The sequence below is a fragment of the Streptomyces sp. NPDC003016 genome (assembly GCF_053591455.1).
This window is the reverse complement of the sequence record NZ_JBSFTV010000002.1, coordinates 99,082-117,137: the sequence shown is the minus strand read 5'-3', so window position 1 is coordinate 117,137 and position 18,056 is coordinate 99,082. Positions and strand designations below refer to the sequence as shown.

16 protein-coding genes and 1 riboswitch are annotated in these 18,056 nt (G+C 70.8%); of the genes, 5 read left to right on the top strand and 11 right to left on the bottom strand.

Features of this window, described 5'->3' with window-relative positions; genetic code table 11:
• Nucleotides 1-1,287: an extracellular solute-binding protein gene (locus ACWDZ4_RS01960; RefSeq protein ID WP_451506518.1), complete on the bottom strand. Its 1,287-nt coding sequence runs from the start codon at nucleotides 1,285-1,287 to the stop codon at nucleotides 1-3.
• Nucleotides 1,288-1,571: 284 nt separating this feature from the next.
• Between ACWDZ4_RS01960 and ACWDZ4_RS01955 the strand changes: the two genes are divergently transcribed.
• From ACWDZ4_RS01955 to ACWDZ4_RS01945, 3 genes are all read left to right on the top strand, one after another.
• On the top strand, nucleotides 1,572-2,336 hold the full coding sequence (locus ACWDZ4_RS01955) for a GntR family transcriptional regulator (protein WP_344497037.1): 765 nt from the start codon (nucleotides 1,572-1,574) through the stop codon (nucleotides 2,334-2,336).
• A gap of 251 nt (nucleotides 2,337-2,587) precedes the next feature.
• Nucleotides 2,588-4,807 carry a carbon starvation CstA family protein gene (locus tag ACWDZ4_RS01950; protein ID WP_451506517.1) on the top strand — a complete coding sequence of 740 codons (2,220 nt, stop codon included), beginning with the start codon at nucleotides 2,588-2,590 and terminating at the stop codon, nucleotides 4,805-4,807.
• Nucleotides 4,804-5,007 (top strand): YbdD/YjiX family protein, encoded by a 204-nt coding sequence (locus tag ACWDZ4_RS01945; protein WP_451506516.1) that lies wholly within the window; start codon nucleotides 4,804-4,806, stop codon nucleotides 5,005-5,007. The genes ACWDZ4_RS01950 and ACWDZ4_RS01945 overlap by 4 nt, the downstream gene beginning before the upstream one ends.
• 54 nt (nucleotides 5,008-5,061) lie before the next feature.
• On the opposite strand, the gene ACWDZ4_RS01940 is transcribed toward ACWDZ4_RS01945, so the two are convergent.
• A complete protein-coding gene (locus ACWDZ4_RS01940; RefSeq protein WP_451506515.1) occupies nucleotides 5,062-5,652 on the bottom strand; it encodes a Uma2 family endonuclease in 591 nt (196 codons plus the stop codon).
• 112 nt (nucleotides 5,653-5,764) lie between these two features.
• Nucleotides 5,765-5,888, top strand: a riboswitch (cobalamin riboswitch).
• Between the two features lie 139 nt (nucleotides 5,889-6,027).
• Here ACWDZ4_RS01940 and ACWDZ4_RS01935 point away from each other — a divergent pair.
• Both ACWDZ4_RS01935 and ACWDZ4_RS01930 read left to right on the top strand, forming a co-directional pair.
• Nucleotides 6,028-8,421: a ribonucleoside-diphosphate reductase subunit alpha gene (locus tag ACWDZ4_RS01935; protein ID WP_451506514.1), complete on the top strand. Its 2,394-nt coding sequence runs from the start codon at nucleotides 6,028-6,030 to the stop codon at nucleotides 8,419-8,421.
• 2 nt (nucleotides 8,422-8,423) lie between these two features.
• A complete protein-coding gene (locus tag ACWDZ4_RS01930) occupies nucleotides 8,424-9,431 on the top strand; it encodes a ribonucleotide-diphosphate reductase subunit beta (protein ID WP_451506513.1) in 1,008 nt (335 codons plus the stop codon).
• A gap of 114 nt (nucleotides 9,432-9,545) precedes the next feature.
• On the opposite strand, the gene ACWDZ4_RS01925 is transcribed toward ACWDZ4_RS01930, so the two are convergent.
• From ACWDZ4_RS01925 to ACWDZ4_RS01885, 9 genes are all read right to left on the bottom strand, one after another.
• Nucleotides 9,546-10,286, bottom strand: coding sequence for a D-Ala-D-Ala carboxypeptidase family metallohydrolase (locus tag ACWDZ4_RS01925; protein ID WP_451506512.1), 741 nt, complete (start codon nucleotides 10,284-10,286; stop codon nucleotides 9,546-9,548).
• A gap of 145 nt (nucleotides 10,287-10,431) precedes the next feature.
• Entirely contained in the window at nucleotides 10,432-11,064 is a 633-nt protein-coding gene (gene def, locus ACWDZ4_RS01920; RefSeq protein WP_451506511.1) for a peptide deformylase, read from the bottom strand.
• A gap of 80 nt (nucleotides 11,065-11,144) precedes the next feature.
• Nucleotides 11,145-12,131, bottom strand: a complete 987-nt coding sequence (locus ACWDZ4_RS01915; protein WP_093803323.1) for a tetratricopeptide repeat protein — start codon at nucleotides 12,129-12,131, stop codon at nucleotides 11,145-11,147.
• A gap of 117 nt (nucleotides 12,132-12,248) precedes the next feature.
• The gene (locus tag ACWDZ4_RS01910) at nucleotides 12,249-13,541 is read right to left on the bottom strand and encodes an HD domain-containing protein (protein WP_451506510.1); all 1,293 of its coding nucleotides are present in this window, start codon (nucleotides 13,539-13,541) and stop codon (nucleotides 12,249-12,251) included.
• Between the two features lie 103 nt (nucleotides 13,542-13,644).
• On the bottom strand, nucleotides 13,645-15,078 hold the full coding sequence (locus ACWDZ4_RS01905; RefSeq protein ID WP_451506509.1) for an HD-GYP domain-containing protein: 1,434 nt from the start codon (nucleotides 15,076-15,078) through the stop codon (nucleotides 13,645-13,647).
• Between the two features lie 166 nt (nucleotides 15,079-15,244).
• Complete coding sequence (rsrA, locus tag ACWDZ4_RS01900) at nucleotides 15,245-15,571, bottom strand: mycothiol system anti-sigma-R factor (RefSeq protein WP_093799134.1); 327 nt, start codon at nucleotides 15,569-15,571, stop codon at nucleotides 15,245-15,247.
• A complete protein-coding gene (locus ACWDZ4_RS01895) occupies nucleotides 15,568-16,227 on the bottom strand; it encodes a sigma-70 family RNA polymerase sigma factor (RefSeq protein WP_451506665.1) in 660 nt (219 codons plus the stop codon). The genes rsrA and ACWDZ4_RS01895 overlap by 4 nt, the downstream gene beginning before the upstream one ends.
• Before the next feature lie 234 nt (nucleotides 16,228-16,461).
• Nucleotides 16,462-17,121 carry an alpha/beta hydrolase family protein gene (locus tag ACWDZ4_RS01890; RefSeq protein WP_451506508.1) on the bottom strand — a complete coding sequence of 220 codons (660 nt, stop codon included), beginning with the start codon at nucleotides 17,119-17,121 and terminating at the stop codon, nucleotides 16,462-16,464.
• 52 nt (nucleotides 17,122-17,173) lie between these two features.
• Entirely contained in the window at nucleotides 17,174-17,989 is an 816-nt protein-coding gene (locus ACWDZ4_RS01885) for an SOS response-associated peptidase (protein ID WP_451506507.1), read from the bottom strand.
• Between the last annotated feature and the right edge of the window lie 67 nt (nucleotides 17,990-18,056).

Sequence of the window (18,056 nt, the reverse complement as noted above, 5' to 3'; positions counted from 1 at the left end):
CTACTCCTGGCCGAGACGCTCGGTGATGACCTTGTCGGCCGCTTCACCGGCCTTCTTGACGTCCTCGCCCTTCAGGACCTTCGTCATGTAGTCCTTGATCGGGTTCGGCTCGGTCTCGACGTTCGCCCAGCCCGGCGTGACGGGCGTGACCTCGCCGACGGACGCGGACTTCGCCATGGCCTCGGCGAAGGAACCGGCCTCCGGCTCGAACTGGGCCGCGTCGTTGTTCGGCAGCAGCGCGCCGGCGGTGGCCTTCGCGTACTTCGTCATCTGGTCCTTGCCGGCGGCGAGGGCCAGCCACTCCTTGGCCAGGTCCTTGTTCTGCGAGCGCTCGGCGACGGCCAGGTTCGAGCCGCCGAGGAAGACGCTGCCCGGCTTGTCGGCGGTCTTGCCCGGGACCGGGAAGTAACCGAAGTCGGCCTTGTCGCCCGCCTTCTCGATGGCGGCGATCGCGCCGCCGGCCTCCCAGCCGAGACCGATCCAGGACGCGACACCGCCCTTGGGGACGATGTCGGTCGACTGCTGCGGCGTCGCCTCGTCCTTGTCCTTCGGAGCCGAGGAGAACGACTGGAGCTTCTTGTAGAAGTTCATGGCGGTGACCGCCTCGGGGGAGGACAGGGAGCCCTTCCACTGCTCGCCGTCCCGGGCCGCCAGGTCGCCGCCCTCGTCCCACACGAAACCGGCGTAGACGTACCAGCTCTGGCCCGGCAGGTAGATCGGCTGGATCTTGCTGTCGGACTTCTTGATCTTCTCCAGGCCGGCGACCCACTCGTCGCGCGTCTGCGGCGGCTTGACGCCCGCCTTCTTGAAGATCTTCTTGTCGTAGACGACCACGCGGCTGGCGGCGTACCACGGGGCGGCGTAGAGCTTGCCGTCCAGCTCGGCCGCGGGGACCATTCCCTTGTTCCAGTCGTCGTAGCCGAGGTCGGCCTTGTCACCGGAGAGGTCGGCGAGGCCGCCGGTGACCGCGTAACCGGCGGTCTGGGTGTTACCGAGCTCCACGACGTCCGGCGGGGTGTCCTCGGAGAGGGCCGTGGTCAGCTTCTCCTGGATGCCGTTCCACTGCTGCTTCTCGACCTTGACCTTGACGCCCGGGTGCTTGGCCTCGAACTCCTTGTTGACGCCGGCCATCCAGTCGTCGGGAGCCGAACCGTCCATCACCCAGACCGTGACCGACTTGCCGTCTCCGGAGGACTTGCCGCCGGAGCCGCCGTCGTCCGAACCGCACGCGGCGATGCCGACCATCATGCCCGCGACGCCTATTGCCGCGATGAGCTTGCGCTTCACGCCATCACTCCTCAGGGATGCCTGCAACCCCCTGCCCACCGCGAAGACTTACGCCGATGTACTGCCCGGGGCCGGGTTCTGGCCTTTAATGGTTTAGACCAGTACCGGGAGCTTGGCCTAGACCTTTAGGGGTGTCAAGGGTGTATAAGAAGGGCTCTCGCGTCCGTTATCGGACCGACACCTGAGGAAGGGCGTCGCCCCATGACGAGGCCGTGCCACCATGTGAGCCGCGACAGTCGGAGGAGCCGGTGACGGCAGCAGCACAGAAGTCGGGAAGGCGGGGCATGGCCACGGACGGGGGCGGTACGGAGACCGAAGGCGCGGCACCGGCGCGTACCGCGCGCGTGCCCAAGTACTACCGGCTCAAGCGCCATTTGCTGGACATGACCGAAACCCTGCCGCCCGGGACCCCGGTACCGCCGGAACGGACCCTGGCCGCCGAGTTCGACACGTCGCGCACGACGGTGCGCCAGGCGCTCCAGGAGCTGGTCGTCGAGGGCCGTCTGGAGCGGATCCAGGGCAAGGGCACGTTCGTGGCCAAGCCGAAGGTCTCGCAGGCGCTGCAACTCACGTCGTACACCGAGGACATGCGGGCGCAGGGCCTGGAGCCCACCTCCCAGCTCCTCGACATCGGTTACGTCACCGCCGACGACACCCTCGCCGGGCTGCTCGACATCTCGGCGGGCGGGCGGGTCCTGCGGATCGAGCGGCTGCGGCTCGCGAGCGGCGAGCCGATGGCGATCGAGACGACGCACCTGTCGGCGAAGCGCTTCCCGGCGCTGCGCCGCTCGCTCGTCAAGTACACGTCGCTCTACACGGCGCTGGCGGAGGTGTACGGCGTCCACCTCGCCGAGGCCGAGGAGACGATCGAGACCTCGCTGGCCACCCCGCGCGAGGCCGGGCTGCTCGGTACGGACGTGGGCCTGCCGATGCTGATGCTGTCCCGGCACTCGATCGACGGGAACGGCGAGCCGGTGGAGTGGGTGCGCTCGGTCTACCGCGGCGACCGCTACAAGTTCGTGGCCAACTTGAAGCGGCCGACGGACTGACGCGACGGCGGACCACAGAACGGCCGGGGGTCCGGGGGTTGCCCCCCAGCGGCAGCACAGCGTGGCCGACTTGAAGCGGCCGACGGACTGACGCGACGGCCGCCGGTCAGTCGGCGTTCTGGTACGGCCCTGACCTGCAATGGTCGGGCCGTGTCCGTACCGATATGCGGACAGGGGGTTACGGACGGCGGTCGCAGCACCTAGATTTCGCGCACGTTACGAGTAAAGATCGCGCGAGGGGACGGATCGTCATGCCGGAGTCGCAGTCGACAACGCCAGCCCAGAGACAACGGGCCCTGTCCCCGAAGTCCATAGCCGTATGGGCCTCGGTCGCCCTCGTCGGTGCCATCGCCTGGGCCGTGCTCGCCCTCTCGCGCGGTGAAGAGGTCTCCGCCGCCTGGATGCTGGCGGCGGCCCTCGGCTCGTACGCCATCGCGTACCGCTTCTACTCGCGCTTCATCGCCCACCGCGTCCTGAAGGTCGACAAGAACCGGGCCACCCCCGCCGAGCGGCTCGACAACGGTGTCGACTTCCACCCCACCGACCGGCGCGTGCTGTTCGGGCACCACTTCGCGGCCATCGCGGGCGCGGGCCCGCTGGTCGGTCCCGTACTCGCCGCGCAGATGGGCTACCTGCCCGGCACGATCTGGATCATCGTCGGCGTCATCCTCGCCGGCGCCGTCCAGGACATGGTGACGCTCTTCTTCTCCACCCGCCGCGACGGCCGTTCGCTCGGCCAGATGGCACGCGACGAGATCGGGCCGTTCGGCGGCGCCGCCGCCCTGGTCGCGGTCTTCGCCATCATGATCATCCTGCTCGCGGTGCTCGCCCTGGTCATCGTGAACGCCCTCGCGCACTCCCCGTGGGGCGTCTTCTCCATCGGCATGACGATCCCGATCGCCCTCTTCATGGGCGTCTACCTGCGCGTCCTGCGTCCGGGCCGGGTCAGCGAGGTCTCGCTCATCGGCGTCGCGCTGCTGCTGCTCGCGATCGTCTCGGGCGGCTGGGTCGCGGAGTCCTCGTGGGCGGACACGTTCACGCTGGAGCCCGGCACGCTCGTCATCTGGATGATCGTGTACGGCTTCCTCGCCTCGGTCCTCCCGGTGTGGCTGCTGCTGGCCCCGCGCGACTACCTCTCCACCTTCATGAAGGTCGGCACGATCGGGCTGCTCGCGGTCGGCGTCTTCATCGCCCTGCCGACGATGAAGATGCCCGCGGTGACGGACTTCGCGACCAGCGGCACGGGCCCCGTCTTCGCCGGCTCGATGTTCCCCTTCGTCTTCATCACCATCGCCTGCGGCGCGCTCTCCGGCTTCCACTCCCTGGTCTCCTCGGGCACCACCCCGAAGATGGTCCAGAAGGAGACGCAGATCCGGATGATCGGTTACGGCGCGATGCTGACCGAGTCGTTCGTCGCGGTGATGGCGATGATCACCGCGAGCATCATCGATCCCGGTCTGTACTTCGCCATCAACTCGCCCGTGGGCGTGGTCGGGGACAGCGTCCAGGCCGCGTCCCAAGCGGTGACCAACCTCGGCTTCTCCATCTCTCCCGAGGCGCTGGCCCAGGCGGCGAAGGACGTCGAGGAGCAGAGCCTGCTCTCGCGCACCGGCGGCGCGCCGACCTTCGCGCTCGGCATGTCGGAGATCTTCTCCGCGGTCGTCGGCGGCACCGCGATGAAGGCGTTCTGGTACCACTTCGCCATCATGTTCGAGGCCCTGTTCATCCTCACCACGGTGGACGCGGGCACCCGCGTCGGGCGCTTCATGCTCCAGGACATGCTGGGCAACGTCTACAAGCCGTTCCGCCAGGTCAGCTGGAAGCCGGGCGTCTGGTTCGCCAGCGCGGTCGTCGTCGGCGGCTGGGGCTACTTCCTGTGGGTCGGCGTGCACGACCCGCTGGGCGGCATCAACCAGCTCTTCCCGCTCTTCGGCATCGCCAATCAGCTGCTGGCCGCCGTCGCGCTCGCCGTGTGCACCACGCTGCTCGTGAAGTCCGGCCGCCTGAAGTGGGCGTGGGTCACGGCGGTCCCGCTCGCCTGGGATGTGGCGGTCACGCTCACCGCGAGCTGGCAGAAGATCTTCTCGGACGACGTGAAGGTCGGCTTCTTCGCCCAGCGCGACAAGTACCAGGCGGGCATCGACTCGGGCCAGGTGCTGCCGCCCGCCAAGACCATGGACCAGATGCACACCGTCGTCACCAACTCGACGGTGGACGGCGTGCTGTGCGCGCTCTTCGCGGTCCTCATCGTGGTGGTGCTCGCCGATGCCGGCCGGGTCTGCCTCAAGGCGGTCCGCGACCCCGAGAGCGTCAAGCTCCACGAGGCTCCGTACGTCGAGTCCAAGCTGGTCGCTCCCGCCTCGATCATCGCGACGAAGGAGGAGAAGGCCGAGCTGGTCGCGGCCGGCGTCGGCCCGGAGGGCGGCAACCGCAAGGAGACGGCGCCCGCCGGCACGGGGGCCGCCGAATGACTCTGACCGGCGTACGCCGCGCGGCGGGCCGGATCCGCTGGTACGTCCGCGAGCTGACCGGTGAGTCGGCGTACGACCGGTACGTCGCCCGCGCGCGGTCCTGCGCCCCCGAAGCGCCGGTGATGACCCGCCGTCAGTTCGAGCGCAGCCGCACGGACGCCCGCGAGGCGGACCCCCGCGAGGGCTTCCGCTGCTGCTGAGCGGTGCACCACGGGCCGCCGCGTCCCACCCCGGGACGCGGCGGCCCGTCGCCGTCAGCGCGCCCACTCCTTCAGGGCTTCGGTCTCCAGGGTGATTTCCACCGGACCCGGCAGCGCCACGGGCTTACCGAACGGGACGGTGTGCGCGTTCTCGTACCGGACGCCGTCGGGCTCGCTGTAGACGGTCACCTCACAGGTGTCCCGGTCGATGAGCAGATAGACGGGAATGCCGGTCTCGGCGTAGGCACGCGGCTTCTCCACCCGGTCGCGCTGGTCGGTGTCGGTGTCGGTGTCGTACGAGGTGACTTCGACGACCATCAGCACCTCATCGGGGTCCGCCCACTCGCCCTGGCCGACGAAGGCATCACTGGGAGCGAGTGAGCCGTCCGGGCGCGCGCGGCCCTTGCGGTATGCCTGCACCTTCAGCCCTTGGTCAGGGTGGAGCCACAACTCGGGACGGGACTGCATACACATGCGTGTCAGCCACTGAATGATCCGCCCGTGGTCCCCGTCCGGCACAACCCTGCTCCTCAGCCTCCCGTCGATGAGCTCCAGCCGCACGCCCTCGGTCGTACGGGCCAGTATGCGAGTGGCCTCGTCGAATTCTTCGGGGAACAGGTGGGGCCGGTCGTCGACAGCTGACATGGGGCGTACCTCCTTGTCCTCACGACGATAGCGGAGCGCTGTGACAGCCGCCTTCGCTCTTCCCGCGCGACACAACATGTGGGGGCCGCATCATCCAACCGCCCCCACATGTATGCTCATGCTCGCTGTCGCCGCAGGGGAATCCGGTGTGAATCCGGAACTGTCCCGCAACGGTGTGATCGGTGCGCTTTTGTGCACCCAGGAGTCCGAGGACCTGCCGACGGTGTATCCGGCTCGACCGAACCGGATACCGACACGTCCGGGCCTCGCGGTTGGGCCGGTGGACGCTACGCGGTGTGCCGCCCTTCAGGGGTGACGTGTGCCCGTACGCCCCCGCTCTCCGCCGGCCCCGAGCCGAGCGAGGGAGAGCACCGCGTGACCATCGCGCCAGCCGATCCGGCCACTGCCACGGAGTCGACGGAGTCGTCCGACGGACCCGGGACCGCGCTCCTGCGGACCCTCACCGACCTGACCGCCGACCTCCCCGACACCGACCCGGGCAGAGTCGCCGCGGCCGCCCTGCGCGGCCGCAACGCGGCGTCGGACGCGGCCGAGCTGCGGGGTCTCGCCACCGACGCCGCCGCCGGGCTGATCTCCGAGGACCCGGCGTACTCCCGCCTCGCGGCCCGTCTGCTGACCCGCACGATCCGGGACGAGGCGGCGACACAGGGCGTTCGCACCTTCTCCGATTCGGTTGCCGTCGGCCACCGCGAGGGCCTGATCGCTGACCGTACGGCCGGCTTCGTGACCGCCCACGCGGCCCGCCTCGACGCGCTGGTCGACCCGGCCGCCGACGACCGCTTCGGCTACTTCGGCCTGCGCACGGTCTACAGCCGCTACCTCCTGCGCCACCCCATCACCCGTCAGGTGATCGAGACCCCGCAGCACTTCATGCTGCGCGTGGCGTCCGGTCTGGCCAAGGACGACTCCCCCGCGGCCGCCGACGAGGTCGCCGCGCTGTACCGCCTGATGAGCCGCCTGGACTACCTGCCGTCCTCGCCGACGCTCTTCAACTCCGGTACGCGCCACCCGCAGATGTCCTCCTGCTACCTGCTGGACTCGCCGCTCGACGAGCTCGACTCGATCTACGGCCGCTACCACGAGGTCGCGCGCCTCTCCAAGCACGCGGGCGGCATCGGCCTCTCGTACTCCCGCATCCGCGCCCGCGGTTCCCTGATCCGCGGCACCAACGGCCACTCCAACGGCATCGTCCCCTTCCTGCGCACCCTCGACTCGTCGGTCGCCGCCGTCAACCAGGGCGGCCGCCGCAAGGGCGCGGCCTGTGTCTACCTGGAGACGTGGCACGCGGACATCGAGGAGTTCCTGGAGCTGCGCGACAACACGGGTGAGGAGGCGCGGCGTACGCACAACCTGAACCTCGCGCACTGGATCCCCGACGAGTTCATGCGCCGCGTCGACGCGGACGCCGACTGGTCGCTGTTCTCGCCCTCGGACGTTCCCGAGCTCGTCGACCTGTGGGGCGACGCGTTCGACCGGGCGTACCGCAAGGCGGAGGCGGACGGTCTGGCCCGTACGACGATTCCCGCGCGCCAGCTGTACGGCCGGATGATGCGCACCCTGGCGCAGACCGGGAACGGCTGGATGACGTTCAAGGACGCGTCGAACCGTACGGCGAACCAGACCGCCGAGCCGGGCTCCGTCGTCCACTCCTCGAACCTGTGCACCGAGATCCTGGAGGTCACGGACGACGGCGAGACGGCCGTCTGCAACCTCGGCTCGGTCAACCTCGGTTCGTTCGTGTCCGGGAACGGCGAGATCGACTGGGAGCGGCTGGACGAGACCGTCCGTACCGCCGTCACCTTCCTCGACCGCGTCGTCGACATCAACTTCTACCCGACCGAGCAGGCCGGCCGCTCCAACGCCAAGTGGCGCCCGGTGGGCCTGGGCGCGATGGGCCTCCAGGACGTCTTCTTCAAGCTGCGCCTGCCCTTCGACTCCCCCGAGGCGCTCGCCCTCTCCACGAGGATCGCCGAGCGCATCATGCTCGCCGCGTACGAGGCGTCCTGCGACCTCGCCGAGGTCAGCGGCCCGCTCCCGGCCTGGGAGAAGACCCGCGCGGCACGCGGCGTCCTGCACCCCGACCACTACGGCGTCGAGGTCACCTGGCCCGAGCGGTGGGACGCACTGCGCGCCCGTGTCGCCAAGACCGGAATGCGCAACTCCCTGCTCCTCGCGATCGCGCCGACCGCGACCATCGCGTCGATCGCGGGCGTGTACGAGTGCATCGAGCCGCAGGTCTCCAACCTCTTCAAGCGCGAGACGCTCAGCGGTGAGTTCCTCCAGGTCAACGCCTACCTGGTGGAGGACCTGAAGAAGCTCGGCGTCTGGGACGCCCAGTCCCGCGAGGCGCTGCGCGAGTCCAGCGGCTCGGTGCAGGGCTTCAGCTGGATCCCCGAGGAGGTACGGGCCCTCTACCGCACCGCGTGGGAGATCCCGCAGCGCGGACTGATCGACATGGCGGCGGCCCGTACGCCGTACCTCGACCAGTCGCAGTCCCTGAACCTCTTCCTGGAGACGCCGACCATCGGGAAGCTCTCCTCGATGTACGCGTACGCGTGGAAGAAGGGGCTGAAGACGACGTACTACCTGCGCTCGCGCCCCGCGACCCGCATCGCCCGGGCCGCGGGCTCCGGCGCGGCGGCCGCGGCCCCCTCCGCCCCCATCCCCGTACAGCAGGCCACCGCCCCCGACGCGGACGCGATCGCCTGCTCCCTTGAGAACCCCGAGTCCTGCGAGGCGTGCCAGTAATCATGAGTGACAAGAACCTTCTCGACCCGGGCTTCGAGCTGACCCTGCGCCCCATGCGCTACCCGGACTTCTACGAGCGCTACCGGGACGCGATCAAGAACACGTGGACGGTGGAGGAGGTCGACCTCCACTCGGACGTCGCCGACCTCGCGAAGCTCTCGCCCGGTGAGCAGCACATGATCGGCCGGCTGGTCGCGTTCTTCGCGACGGGCGACTCGATCGTCTCCAACAACCTGGTGCTGACCCTCTACAAGCACATCAACTCCCCCGAAGCGCGCCTCTACCTCTCGCGCCAGCTCTTCGAGGAGGCCGTGCACGTCCAGTTCTACTTGACGCTGCTGGACACCTACCTCCCCGACCCGGACGACCGCGCGGCGGCGTTCGACGCGGTGGAGGAGATCCCCTCGATCCGCGAGAAGGCGCAGTTCTGCTTCAAGTGGATGGACTCCGTCGAGAAGATCGACCGCCTGGAGACGCAGGCCGACCGCCGCCGCTTCCTGCTGAACCTGATCTGCTTCGCGGCGTGCATCGAGGGGCTGTTCTTCTACGGCGCGTTCGCGTACGTCTACTGGTTCCGCTCGCGCGGCCTGCTGCACGGCCTGGCGACCGGCACCAACTGGGTGTTCCGCGACGAGACGATGCACATGAACTTCGCGTTCGAGGTCGTGGACACCGTCCGCAAGGAGGAGCCGGACCTCTTCGACGACGCCCTCCAGCAGCAGGTCACGGACATGCTGAAGGAGGCCGTCGAGGCGGAGCTCCAGTTCGGCCGCGACCTGTGCGGTGACGGCCTGCCCGGCATGAACACCGAGTCGATGCGCGAGTACCTCCAGTGCGTCGCCGACCAGCGCCTGGAGCGCCTCGGTTTCGCCCCGGTGTACGGCTCCGAGAACCCGTTCTCCTTCATGGAGCTCCAGGGCGTGCAGGAGCTGACGAACTTCTTCGAGCGCCGTCCGTCGGCGTACCAGGTCGCGGTCGAGGGCTCGGTCGCCTTCGACGACGACTTCTGATCCCCTCAGCACACGCCCCTGCCCGGCCGCCTCACAGCTGAGACGGCCGGGCAGGGGCAGAGCCGTTCCCCTCCCCCTCCCTCCACGGGAAGCGGAAGGGCTCTCAGGCGCGCGTCAGGAGACGCCGCAGCTCGAAGCCGACCAGAAGCGGCTCGCGCGGTGGTCCAGGTGGGTGTGGTCGCCGTGGCCCGGGTAGCCGGGGCCGAGGATGCCGTTGAAGCCGTGGTTGCGGGCCTGCTTGGCCAGCGTGCACAGGGAGTGCGGGCCGGAGCCGAGGTCGGCGGCGTCGCCGTACAGGTGGCGGCTGCTCGACGCCCCGCCCACCGCGTCGTTGCAGGCGTGGGAGCGGAAGCCGCTGGTGACCCGGAGGGACTGGTCCCCGAGGGCGTGCCGGAGTGCTTCCAGCTTCCACATGGTGCGCAGGGCGTTCGACTTGGCGGTGGCGGCGCTCACCGCTCCGCCGGACCAGGTGCTGTTGCAGTTGTTGAGCTCGGCGTACGAGAAGTGGACGGGTGTGCAGTCGTCGTCCTGGAGGTCGTAGAGCTTGCTGAAGGTGGCGGGGCCCGCGACGCCGTCCGAGGAGAGCCCGTACGCGGACTGGAAGCGCTTGACGGCGGCGGTGGTGGCGGGGCCGTAGTCGCCGTCGGCGGCGAGCACCGCGCCGTAGCCCGGGTAGCCGCCGAGCCGGATCTGGAGCTGGGTGACGTCGGCTCCGGTGGCGCCCTGGGAGAGGGTGCGGGACCAGGTGTAGCAGCCGTCGGCGTGCGCGGTGCCCGCGGTGGCGACCGTACCGCCCAACGCGGCAACCATGAGCATGACAAGACAGAGGACGGATCTCACCGTACGCCGGAACATGGGGCCTCCGTACCGAGGAGCACAGGAGCGGGGGGCACGCCCGAGACTGGCGCGTCCGCGCACACACGTCAACAGGGCGACTGCCAGGGGCATTCGTCCGGCCCATGGCAGTCGCCCGGCCGCCCCGCGGCGACGGCGGAGAAGATCAGTCGTTCGGGACGGTCTCGTAGCGCGGCGTGCCCTCCGCCATCTGCTTCAGCGCGTCCTTGCGGTCGCGCTTCGACAGGCGGTCGATGTAGAGGCGGCCGTACAGGTGGTCCGTCTCGTGCTGGAGGCACCGCGCGAAGTAGCCGGTGCCGCGCACCTTGATCGGGTGGCCCTCGGCGTCCTGGCCGCGCACCACCGCGTAGTCGGGACGGGCCAGTTCGGCGTACGCCGTCGGGACGGACAGGCAGCCCTCGTTGGCCTCGTCGAGCATGCGCTGCTCCTGCGGGAGCTCTTCCAGGACCGGGTTGCAGACCACGCCGACGTGGCGCACGCCGTCGTCGTCCGGGCAGTCGTACACGAAGACCTTGAGGTCGACGCCGATCTGGTTGGCGGCCAGGCCGACGCCCTCGGCGGCACGCTGGCTGGCGAACATGTCGTCGATCAGCGCCGCGAGCTTGTCGTCGAACTCGGTGACGTCCTTGCACTCCTGGTGGAGGACCGGGTTCCCGACGACGGTGATGGGGCGGGCGGTACCGCGCTCGCGGTACGCCTGCTCGCGCTCCTCGGTGTTCTCCGTGTCCACGACGAACCCGTCGTTGATGTCCTGCTGGGCCGTCTCGTGCTGCGCCATGTCCGCCGTACGCCTTCCTCAAAACCCCGAATACCGAATCCGATGCCCGTACAGCCTACGGGCAGGCTCCGGCGGACCCCTCAGCAGACTTCTTCGAGATCCCGCCACTCGCGGCTGTCGGGGTTGTCGGCGACCCACCCGTCGAGCAGCCCGCGCACCAGTCCGGCCGGTGCCGCGATGCCGCACTCGCGCTCCGGCAGCCACAGCTCACCGGCACCGGCCGTGCGGTGGCCCAGCGGCCCCGGATGGCCGGGCTCGCTGTGGTCGTGCGGGTCGAGGTGCTCGCCGTCGCCCTCGTCGCTGGGCATCTGCGACTCGGAGCAGGCCCGGCAGAGCAGCCGTACGGACGACGACCAGTCCTCGGCGGCGAACCCCGCGTCGGCGGCGAGCCGCTCCAGGGCGTCCCGGTCCGACTCGGTGGCGGCCTCCAGGAGGACCACCCAGGTGGGTACGGGCGACGGCGCCCACAGCTCGATCTCGTCGAAGACGGGGAACGACGGACCCGCGGCGGTGACGCGCTCGCCGTGCGGTACGCCGTCGTGCAGGACGACCTCGCCCCAGCGGCGCCCGGAGGACGGCAGCGGGATCGAGAGCACCTCTATCCGGGCCGGGTCGAGCCTGCGGCCCCACACCACCTCGGCCTCGCCCTCCGGCGAGAGGCGGACGGCGGCGCTGCCCAGCTCCATGCCGTGGGGCTCGCCGCTCTCGGTGGGCTCGCCGGGCACCTTCAGGCCGTACGCCTGCCAGGCGCGGCGGGCCAGCGGCCAGTCCTGGAGGGCGGTGGCCGCGATGCCGACGTTCCACCAGTCGGGAGCGCCGGTCTCCCGGTCGAGCAGCGCGACGGCGCGCAGGCCGGCGGAGCGCGCCTGCTCCCAGTCGTGCCGGAACTTGTGCAGCAGCGCGAGGTTGAACCAGGACTCCGACAACCAGGGTTCGAGGTCCGCCGCGCGTGTCAGCAGCGCTCCCGCGTCCTCGTACCGACCGTCGCCGATCAGCGTGAACGCGCGGTCGGTGGCCTGCCGCCACGAGGCGGACGGCCTGTGCCGTACCTTCCCGAAGATCTTCACGATTCCCGCCTGTCCCGCCTGCCGGTCGTTGAAGGTCCAGTGCCCCCCGGACACCCTCTTCTTCCTCTTCTTGGCATCCAACCATGCCGGGTCACAGGGCCGCTCATTACCCATGGGTTACCCCGGTGGGGACGGGGCCGCACCACCCCGGGACAGAACACGCGCCAGGGATTCCACAACCTCGGGCTGATAGTCGCGGCAGGTGCCGAGACGCAGCTGTTCCAGGGCGCTGAGCGGCCCGCCCAGTCCTCCTCCGCTTTCCCCTGAGAAATCGTCGTATGCATTGACGGCGCGGACGATCCGGGCAGGCAGCGGCTGCTCCCGGTACGGGTCGGCCTGCCGCTCGACGACCACCGCGACCTCGGCGGGGACTCCCGTCCGGCGTACGACGGCTCCGCCCAGGAGCGCGATGCGGCGCTGTTCGGCGGGCGGGAGGGATGCGGTGGCCCCGGCCGGGACCGGGTCGAGGAGGGAGAGCTGTCCGATGTCGTGCATCAGGGCGGCGTACTCCAGGACGGTGAGGTCGGGCTCGGACAGGCCCAGCTCGCGCCCCACCGCGCGGCTGAGCAGCGCGACGCGGTGGGCGTGGCCCTGCGGGGTGTAGCCGGCGATCTCGGTGGCGCGGGCGAGCGAGGCGATGGTCTGGCGGTACGTCGTGCGGACGGCGGCGTACCGGCGGAAGGACAGCTGGGTGAGCAGCAGGGGCACGCAGAAGACGGGCAGGGCCCACAACCCGGCGACGGCGACGGCGAGCGCCATGACGGCGCCGGTGGCGCAGACGGCCGAGCCGATCCCGAGGAGCGCCCGCAGCTCGTCGCGCAGGAGCGGACCGTACGGATAACCGGTGCGGGCGCGGGCCATGACGGCGGCGAGGACGGCGTCGCAGAGGGCGGTGAGGACGAGGAGCAGCAGGAGGAAGAGCGCGTGGTACGGGCCGTGGCCGGCCCACTGTTCCCACAGGCCGCAGTTGTAGAGCGGCTGGAAGCAGACGGCGGCGAACGCGACGGTGAGGACGCGGCGGACGACGTGGTCGAGAGCGGGCCCGTGGCCTGCGGCGACGTGCGGCACCGCGCCGGCGAGGGCGGCCGCGACCACGACGGCGACGACCTGGAGGACGCCGTGGACGGTCGGTTGCCCGGCGTTCTGCCCGAGCAGGGCGTAGGCGAGGGCTCCGGCGGCGCCGAGCGGGGCGGGTTCACGCTCGGCCGGCAGGGCGCGGGGGCCGCCCCGTACGCCCCAGCGGGAGAGCTCCCCGACGGTGACGAGCGCGCCGAAGGCGAGGGCGACGCCGGGTTCGGCGACGCCGTACCAGAGGGTGTCGCCGAGGGCGTGGACGGTGAGCACGGCGGCGGCGCCGTACACGAGCCCGAGGGCGAGCGCCGGCCGCGCGGCCTTCCCGCCCCGCTTCATGCGGCACGCTCCGCGCGCGTACGGGCCCGGCAGTGCCGCTTGCGGCGGCTTTCGGCCCCTGCGGCGTTCGAGGAGCGGGGCCCGGCGGCCGGGGCGGCGGCGCTCACGCGGGCCGGCCGGGGTCGCGGCGGGGCACGGCGGCGACAGCGGGTGCCGGATCCTCGTCCGGGGCGGGGGCGGAGAGCGCGTCGCCCGCGAGTGGTGGCGGGACGTTTCCTCCGGGGCCGCACTGCTCGTCCGAAGTGACCCGGTAGTGCCAGCCGTGGCGGGCCACCGCCCGGTTCAGGGCAGCCACCATCAGCGGGTCGAACTGCGTGCCCGCGCACCGGTCGAGTTCCCGCAGGGCGGTCCCCACCGGCCGCGCCCGCCGGTACGAACGCGTCGACGTCATCGCGTCGAAGGCGTCCGCGACGGCGACGATCCGCGCGAACTCCGGGATCCGGCCGCCCGCGAGACCGTAGGGGTAGCCACTGCCGTCGAGCCGCTCGTGATGGTGCAGGATCGCCGCCCGCGCCTCCCCGAGGAAGCCGATGCCGCGGACCATCTCGTGCCCGTACTCGGGATGCAGCTCGATGACACGGCGTTCCTCGGGGGTGAGCGGCCCGTCCTTGCGGAGCAGCCGCGTCGGGACGCCGAGCTTGCCGACGTCGTGCAGGATGCCGGCGAAGCGCAGGACCTCGACGCGGTCCTCCTCCATGCCGAGCTCGCGGGCGATCATCACGGACGCGCGGCCGACGCGTTCGCTGTGCCCGCGCGTGTACGTGTCCTTGATGTCGACCGCCTGCACGAGGGCGCGGATGGTGGCCTGGTGGGCTGCGCGCTCGCGGTGGTACTGCGCGAAGACCCAGCAGGAGATGTACATCGGCAGCAGCACGAAGAGCGCGGCGACCGGGCCGTACGGGCTGCGCCAGAGCACCGCCGTCATCAGCCCCGCCAGCCCCTGCACACCGTGCGGCGCGACGGACCGCAGCAGCAGCCCGCGCCACGCCGTCCGCACGGGCAGCCGTTCGGCCGTCGCCAGGATGCCGCCGTCGAGGGCGGTCAGGACCAGGCAGAAGGCGAGGACGGCGGCCCCGGCGGGCAGCAGGACGTACGGAAAGTCGGGCGCCGCCGCCGACCCGGCCGCCCCGCCCCCGCCCAGCGACGCACCGCCGCCGAAGAACGTGCAGACATGGGCCGCGGACCACGCGGCGAGCGCGAGCTGCGCCGCCCGCCAGGCACGCCGCACGGCGCGCGGGCGCCGCTCGACATGGCCGACGAGGGCCCCGGGTACGGCGACGAGCGCGGCGGCCGGCGGCGGCAGCAGCAGTACGGCGGCGAGCAGCACGGGGAAGAAGGACCCCGCGCCGACCCGCAGCGCGCTGACGAGGAACGGCCGGCGCCCGAGCAGCTCGCAGGCGGCGTGGAGCGCGGCGAGCAGTACGGCGGTGCCCCAGGGGGTGCCGGCGCCGGGCCGCAGGGCGGGGAGCGCGCACCAGGCGGCCGCCAGCAGCGCACACAGGATGTACGCGCGCGCCGCCACCGAAAGGACTCTCACCAGCCTCGCTCCTGTTGTCCCGAGTCCGCCCGCCACAATCAGTGCGTCACGCTAGCGAGTTGAGCGGAGCTGGAGACGACGAAGCGGCTGATTAGCACCTTCGAGTGATAATCAGCCGCTTCCTGACGCGGGAGCCCGGCCGGGACGGGACAGGGCGGAGCCGGGGCTACGCCTCGTTGGCGGCGGCCGGCAGGTCGGCGGACGTCGTGGCCGTCACGTCCTGCTCGGGCACGGCCTGCCCCGACCGGATCAGATCGATGCGCCCCATGACCTTGGCCCGCAGGTCGGCCGGTACGTCGTCACTGCCGCAACAGCGCTTCACCAGCTTCTTGACGGCCTGCTCCAGGCCGTACTTCTCCAGGCACGGGGAGCACTCCCCGAAGTGCACCTCGAACTTGGTGCAGTCGCTGTCCGGCATCTCGTGGTCGAGGAACTCGTAGAGGTGATCCAGGACCTCAGAGCAGTCAGTCTCGTGCGGCTCTCCGCAGCTCATGAGCCCGAACCTTTCCGGTCGTTCGACTCTCCGGCACCCGCCGGGACCAGTCCGCGGTCACGCGCGTAGTCCTCGAGCATGCCGCGCAGTTGACGGCGGCCCCGGTGCAGCCGGGACATCACTGTGCCGATGGGTGTTCCCATGATGTCCGCGATCTCCTTGTACGCAAAGCCCTCTACATCCGCGAGGTAGACCGCGATGCGGAATTCCTCGGGGATCGCCTGCAGCGCGGACTTGACGTCCGAGTCGGGCAGGTGGTCGAGCGCCTGCGACTCGGCGGAGCGCAGGCCCGTCGACATGTGCGACTCGGCGCGCGCGAGCTGCCAGTCCTCGATCTCCTCGGCGCCGCTGCGCTGCGGTTCGCGCTGCTTCTTCCGGTACGTGTTGATGAAGGTGTTCGTCAGAATGCGGTAAAGCCACGCCTTCAGATTCGTACCCTCACGGAACTGGTGGAAGGACCCGTACGCCTTGGCGTACGTCTCCTGCACCAGGTCCTCCGCGTCGGCCGGATTGCGCGTCATGCGCAGCGCGGCCGAGTACATCTGGTCGAGGAAGCCCAGCGCGTCGCGCTCGAAGCGCGCGTTGCGCTCGGCGGTGCTCTCCTCCGCCGCCTGGCCGTCGTCGGTCCCTGTGTCGGTCCCAGTGACCGGACCCACCTCCTCCAACGCCGTGGCGGGGCCGAATGCGGACCCGCTCGAAACGGAGGATAGACGACGATCCTGCCCGGCCGCCGCCCGACGGGAGGCGGTCTTGGCCGCGGTGAGCACCGTCCACTCCAGGTCAGCAGTGTTCGAGCGGCTCGGGCAGATGGTCGATCCCATGCGACGGACTCCCTCTCCACGTACGTGCGGTCTATGTCGACGCACGGAACAACAGAGGTCTCGCGCAGATCATTCCCTGAGCCCGCCGATCCAGTCCCCGACGGCGTCCGTGATCACTTCCACCACCTGCCCGCCGGTGGTGCCGGCCTTCTTCGGCACGGCGAACCCGTGGTCGGCGTACGCCACTTCCACCAGGTCGTACGTCCCGTCCGGGAACTCCCCGGGCTTCCCGAAGGGATCGTTTCCGCCCTGTACGACCAGAGTGGGGACCCCGGCGCCCAGAAGTTCCTCCGCCCGGGACTTCTCGGGGCGGCCGGGAGGGTGGAGCGGAAAGCTCAGCGCGAGTACGGCGCGCGCGCCCAGTCCGGCGGCGGTCCGGCACGCGACGCGCGCCCCGGCGCTGCGCCCGCCGGAGACGACCGGCAGTCCGGGCCTCTCCAGGGCGGGCCACAGCCCGCGCCACCCGGCGTCCAGGGTCCCGGGCGCGGGCGCGAGCTTCTTCCCGGCCACCCGCCAGGGCTGCTCCACCAGGGCGACGCTCACCCCGCGCGCGGGCAGCGCGGCCGCGAGCCCCTGGAGGTCCCGCGCCTCGATGCCGCCCCCGGCGCCGTGGCTCACGGCCAGGACGATCCACGGCGCCTCGGCCCCGAACCAGGTGATCCGGGCCTCACCGGCCGCCGTCTCCACCGTCTCCACCGTCTCCACCGTCTCCACCGTCTCCACCGTCATGACCGTCCCGCTCCGCGTCACACGCACCGTCCTCCCCGCTCCCCGTACCGCCTCAGAACAGCGTTTCCTCCTCCGGCGCCGCCAGTTCCTCCAGCAGCTCCGGACCGTTGTTGCGCACGTTGCTCACCGCCGTGCCCACCGGATACGCCCGCATCAGCCCGCCCGGCGGCGGCGCCAGCAGCGCCCGTACGTCCTCGGCGTCCGTACGGGCCGGATCCAGCCACGCGTCCCACCGGTCCGGCGTCAGCATCAGCGGCATCCGGGGGTGGATCTCGGCCAGCGATCCCGGCCCGTCGGCCGGTGCGACCGCCAGCGGCGACGTCTCCGCCTCGGTGGTGATGACCGAGCACGTCGCCCACCACGCCTGCGGGTGGTCGTCCGGCAGCGTCCGGTCGCGCCAGAACTCGTACAGCCCGGCCAGCGCCATGACCGACCCGTCCGCCGGGGTCACGAAGTACGGCTGCTTGCGCGGCCGCTTCTTCTTCCCCTGCTCCTCCAGCTGCCGCTCGTCCGCGCCGGTGACCCACTCGTAGTAACCGTCGGCGGGAAGGACACAGCGCCGGGAGACGAACGGCCGGCGGAACGACGGCTTCTCGTGCACCGTCTCCGCCCGCGCGTTGATCATCCGGGCCCCGCCGTCGGGCGACTTCGCCCACGAGGGCACGAGCCCCCATTTCAGCTTCCTCAACTGCCGAACCGGACGCTCGTCGCCCGCGTCCTTCACAGGACGCTCCAGGACCGCGTAGACCTCCTTCGTCGGAGCCACGTTCCAGTCCGGGGCGAGCGCCTCCTCGGGCTCCCACTTCTGCACATCGAAGAGCCCGACGAGTTCCTCGGCACTCCGGCTCGCTGCATACCGTCCGCACATGGATGCCACACTGCCACGACTTCACGACTTCCCGACTTCCCGACTTCCCGACTTCCCGACTTCCCGT

Bases quoted from the DNA above. Each gene is read 5' to 3' on its own strand.
- ACWDZ4_RS01955 (WP_344497037.1), top strand. From the start codon at position 1,572: ATGGCCACGGACGGGGGCGGTACGGAGACCGAAGGCGCGGCACCGGCG.
- ACWDZ4_RS01950 (WP_451506517.1), top strand. From the start codon at position 2,588: ATGCCGGAGTCGCAGTCGACAACGCCAGCCCAGAGACAACGGGCCCTG.
- ACWDZ4_RS01945 (WP_451506516.1), top strand. From the start codon at position 4,804: ATGACTCTGACCGGCGTACGCCGCGCGGCGGGCCGGATCCGCTGGTAC.
- ACWDZ4_RS01940 (WP_451506515.1), bottom strand. From the start codon at position 5,652: ATGTCAGCTGTCGACGACCGGCCCCACCTGTTCCCCGAAGAATTCGAC.
- ACWDZ4_RS01930 (WP_451506513.1), top strand. From the start codon at position 8,424: ATGAGTGACAAGAACCTTCTCGACCCGGGCTTCGAGCTGACCCTGCGC.
- ACWDZ4_RS01925 (WP_451506512.1), bottom strand. From the start codon at position 10,286: ATGTTCCGGCGTACGGTGAGATCCGTCCTCTGTCTTGTCATGCTCATG.
- def (WP_451506511.1), bottom strand. From the start codon at position 11,064: ATGGCGCAGCACGAGACGGCCCAGCAGGACATCAACGACGGGTTCGTC.
- ACWDZ4_RS01910 (WP_451506510.1), bottom strand. From the start codon at position 13,541: ATGAAGCGGGGCGGGAAGGCCGCGCGGCCGGCGCTCGCCCTCGGGCTC.
- rsrA (WP_093799134.1), bottom strand. From the start codon at position 15,571: ATGAGCTGCGGAGAGCCGCACGAGACTGACTGCTCTGAGGTCCTGGAT.
- ACWDZ4_RS01890 (WP_451506508.1), bottom strand. From the start codon at position 17,121: ATGACGGTGGAGACGGTGGAGACGGTGGAGACGGTGGAGACGGTGGAG.
- ACWDZ4_RS01885 (WP_451506507.1), bottom strand. From the start codon at position 17,989: ATGTGCGGACGGTATGCAGCGAGCCGGAGTGCCGAGGAACTCGTCGGG.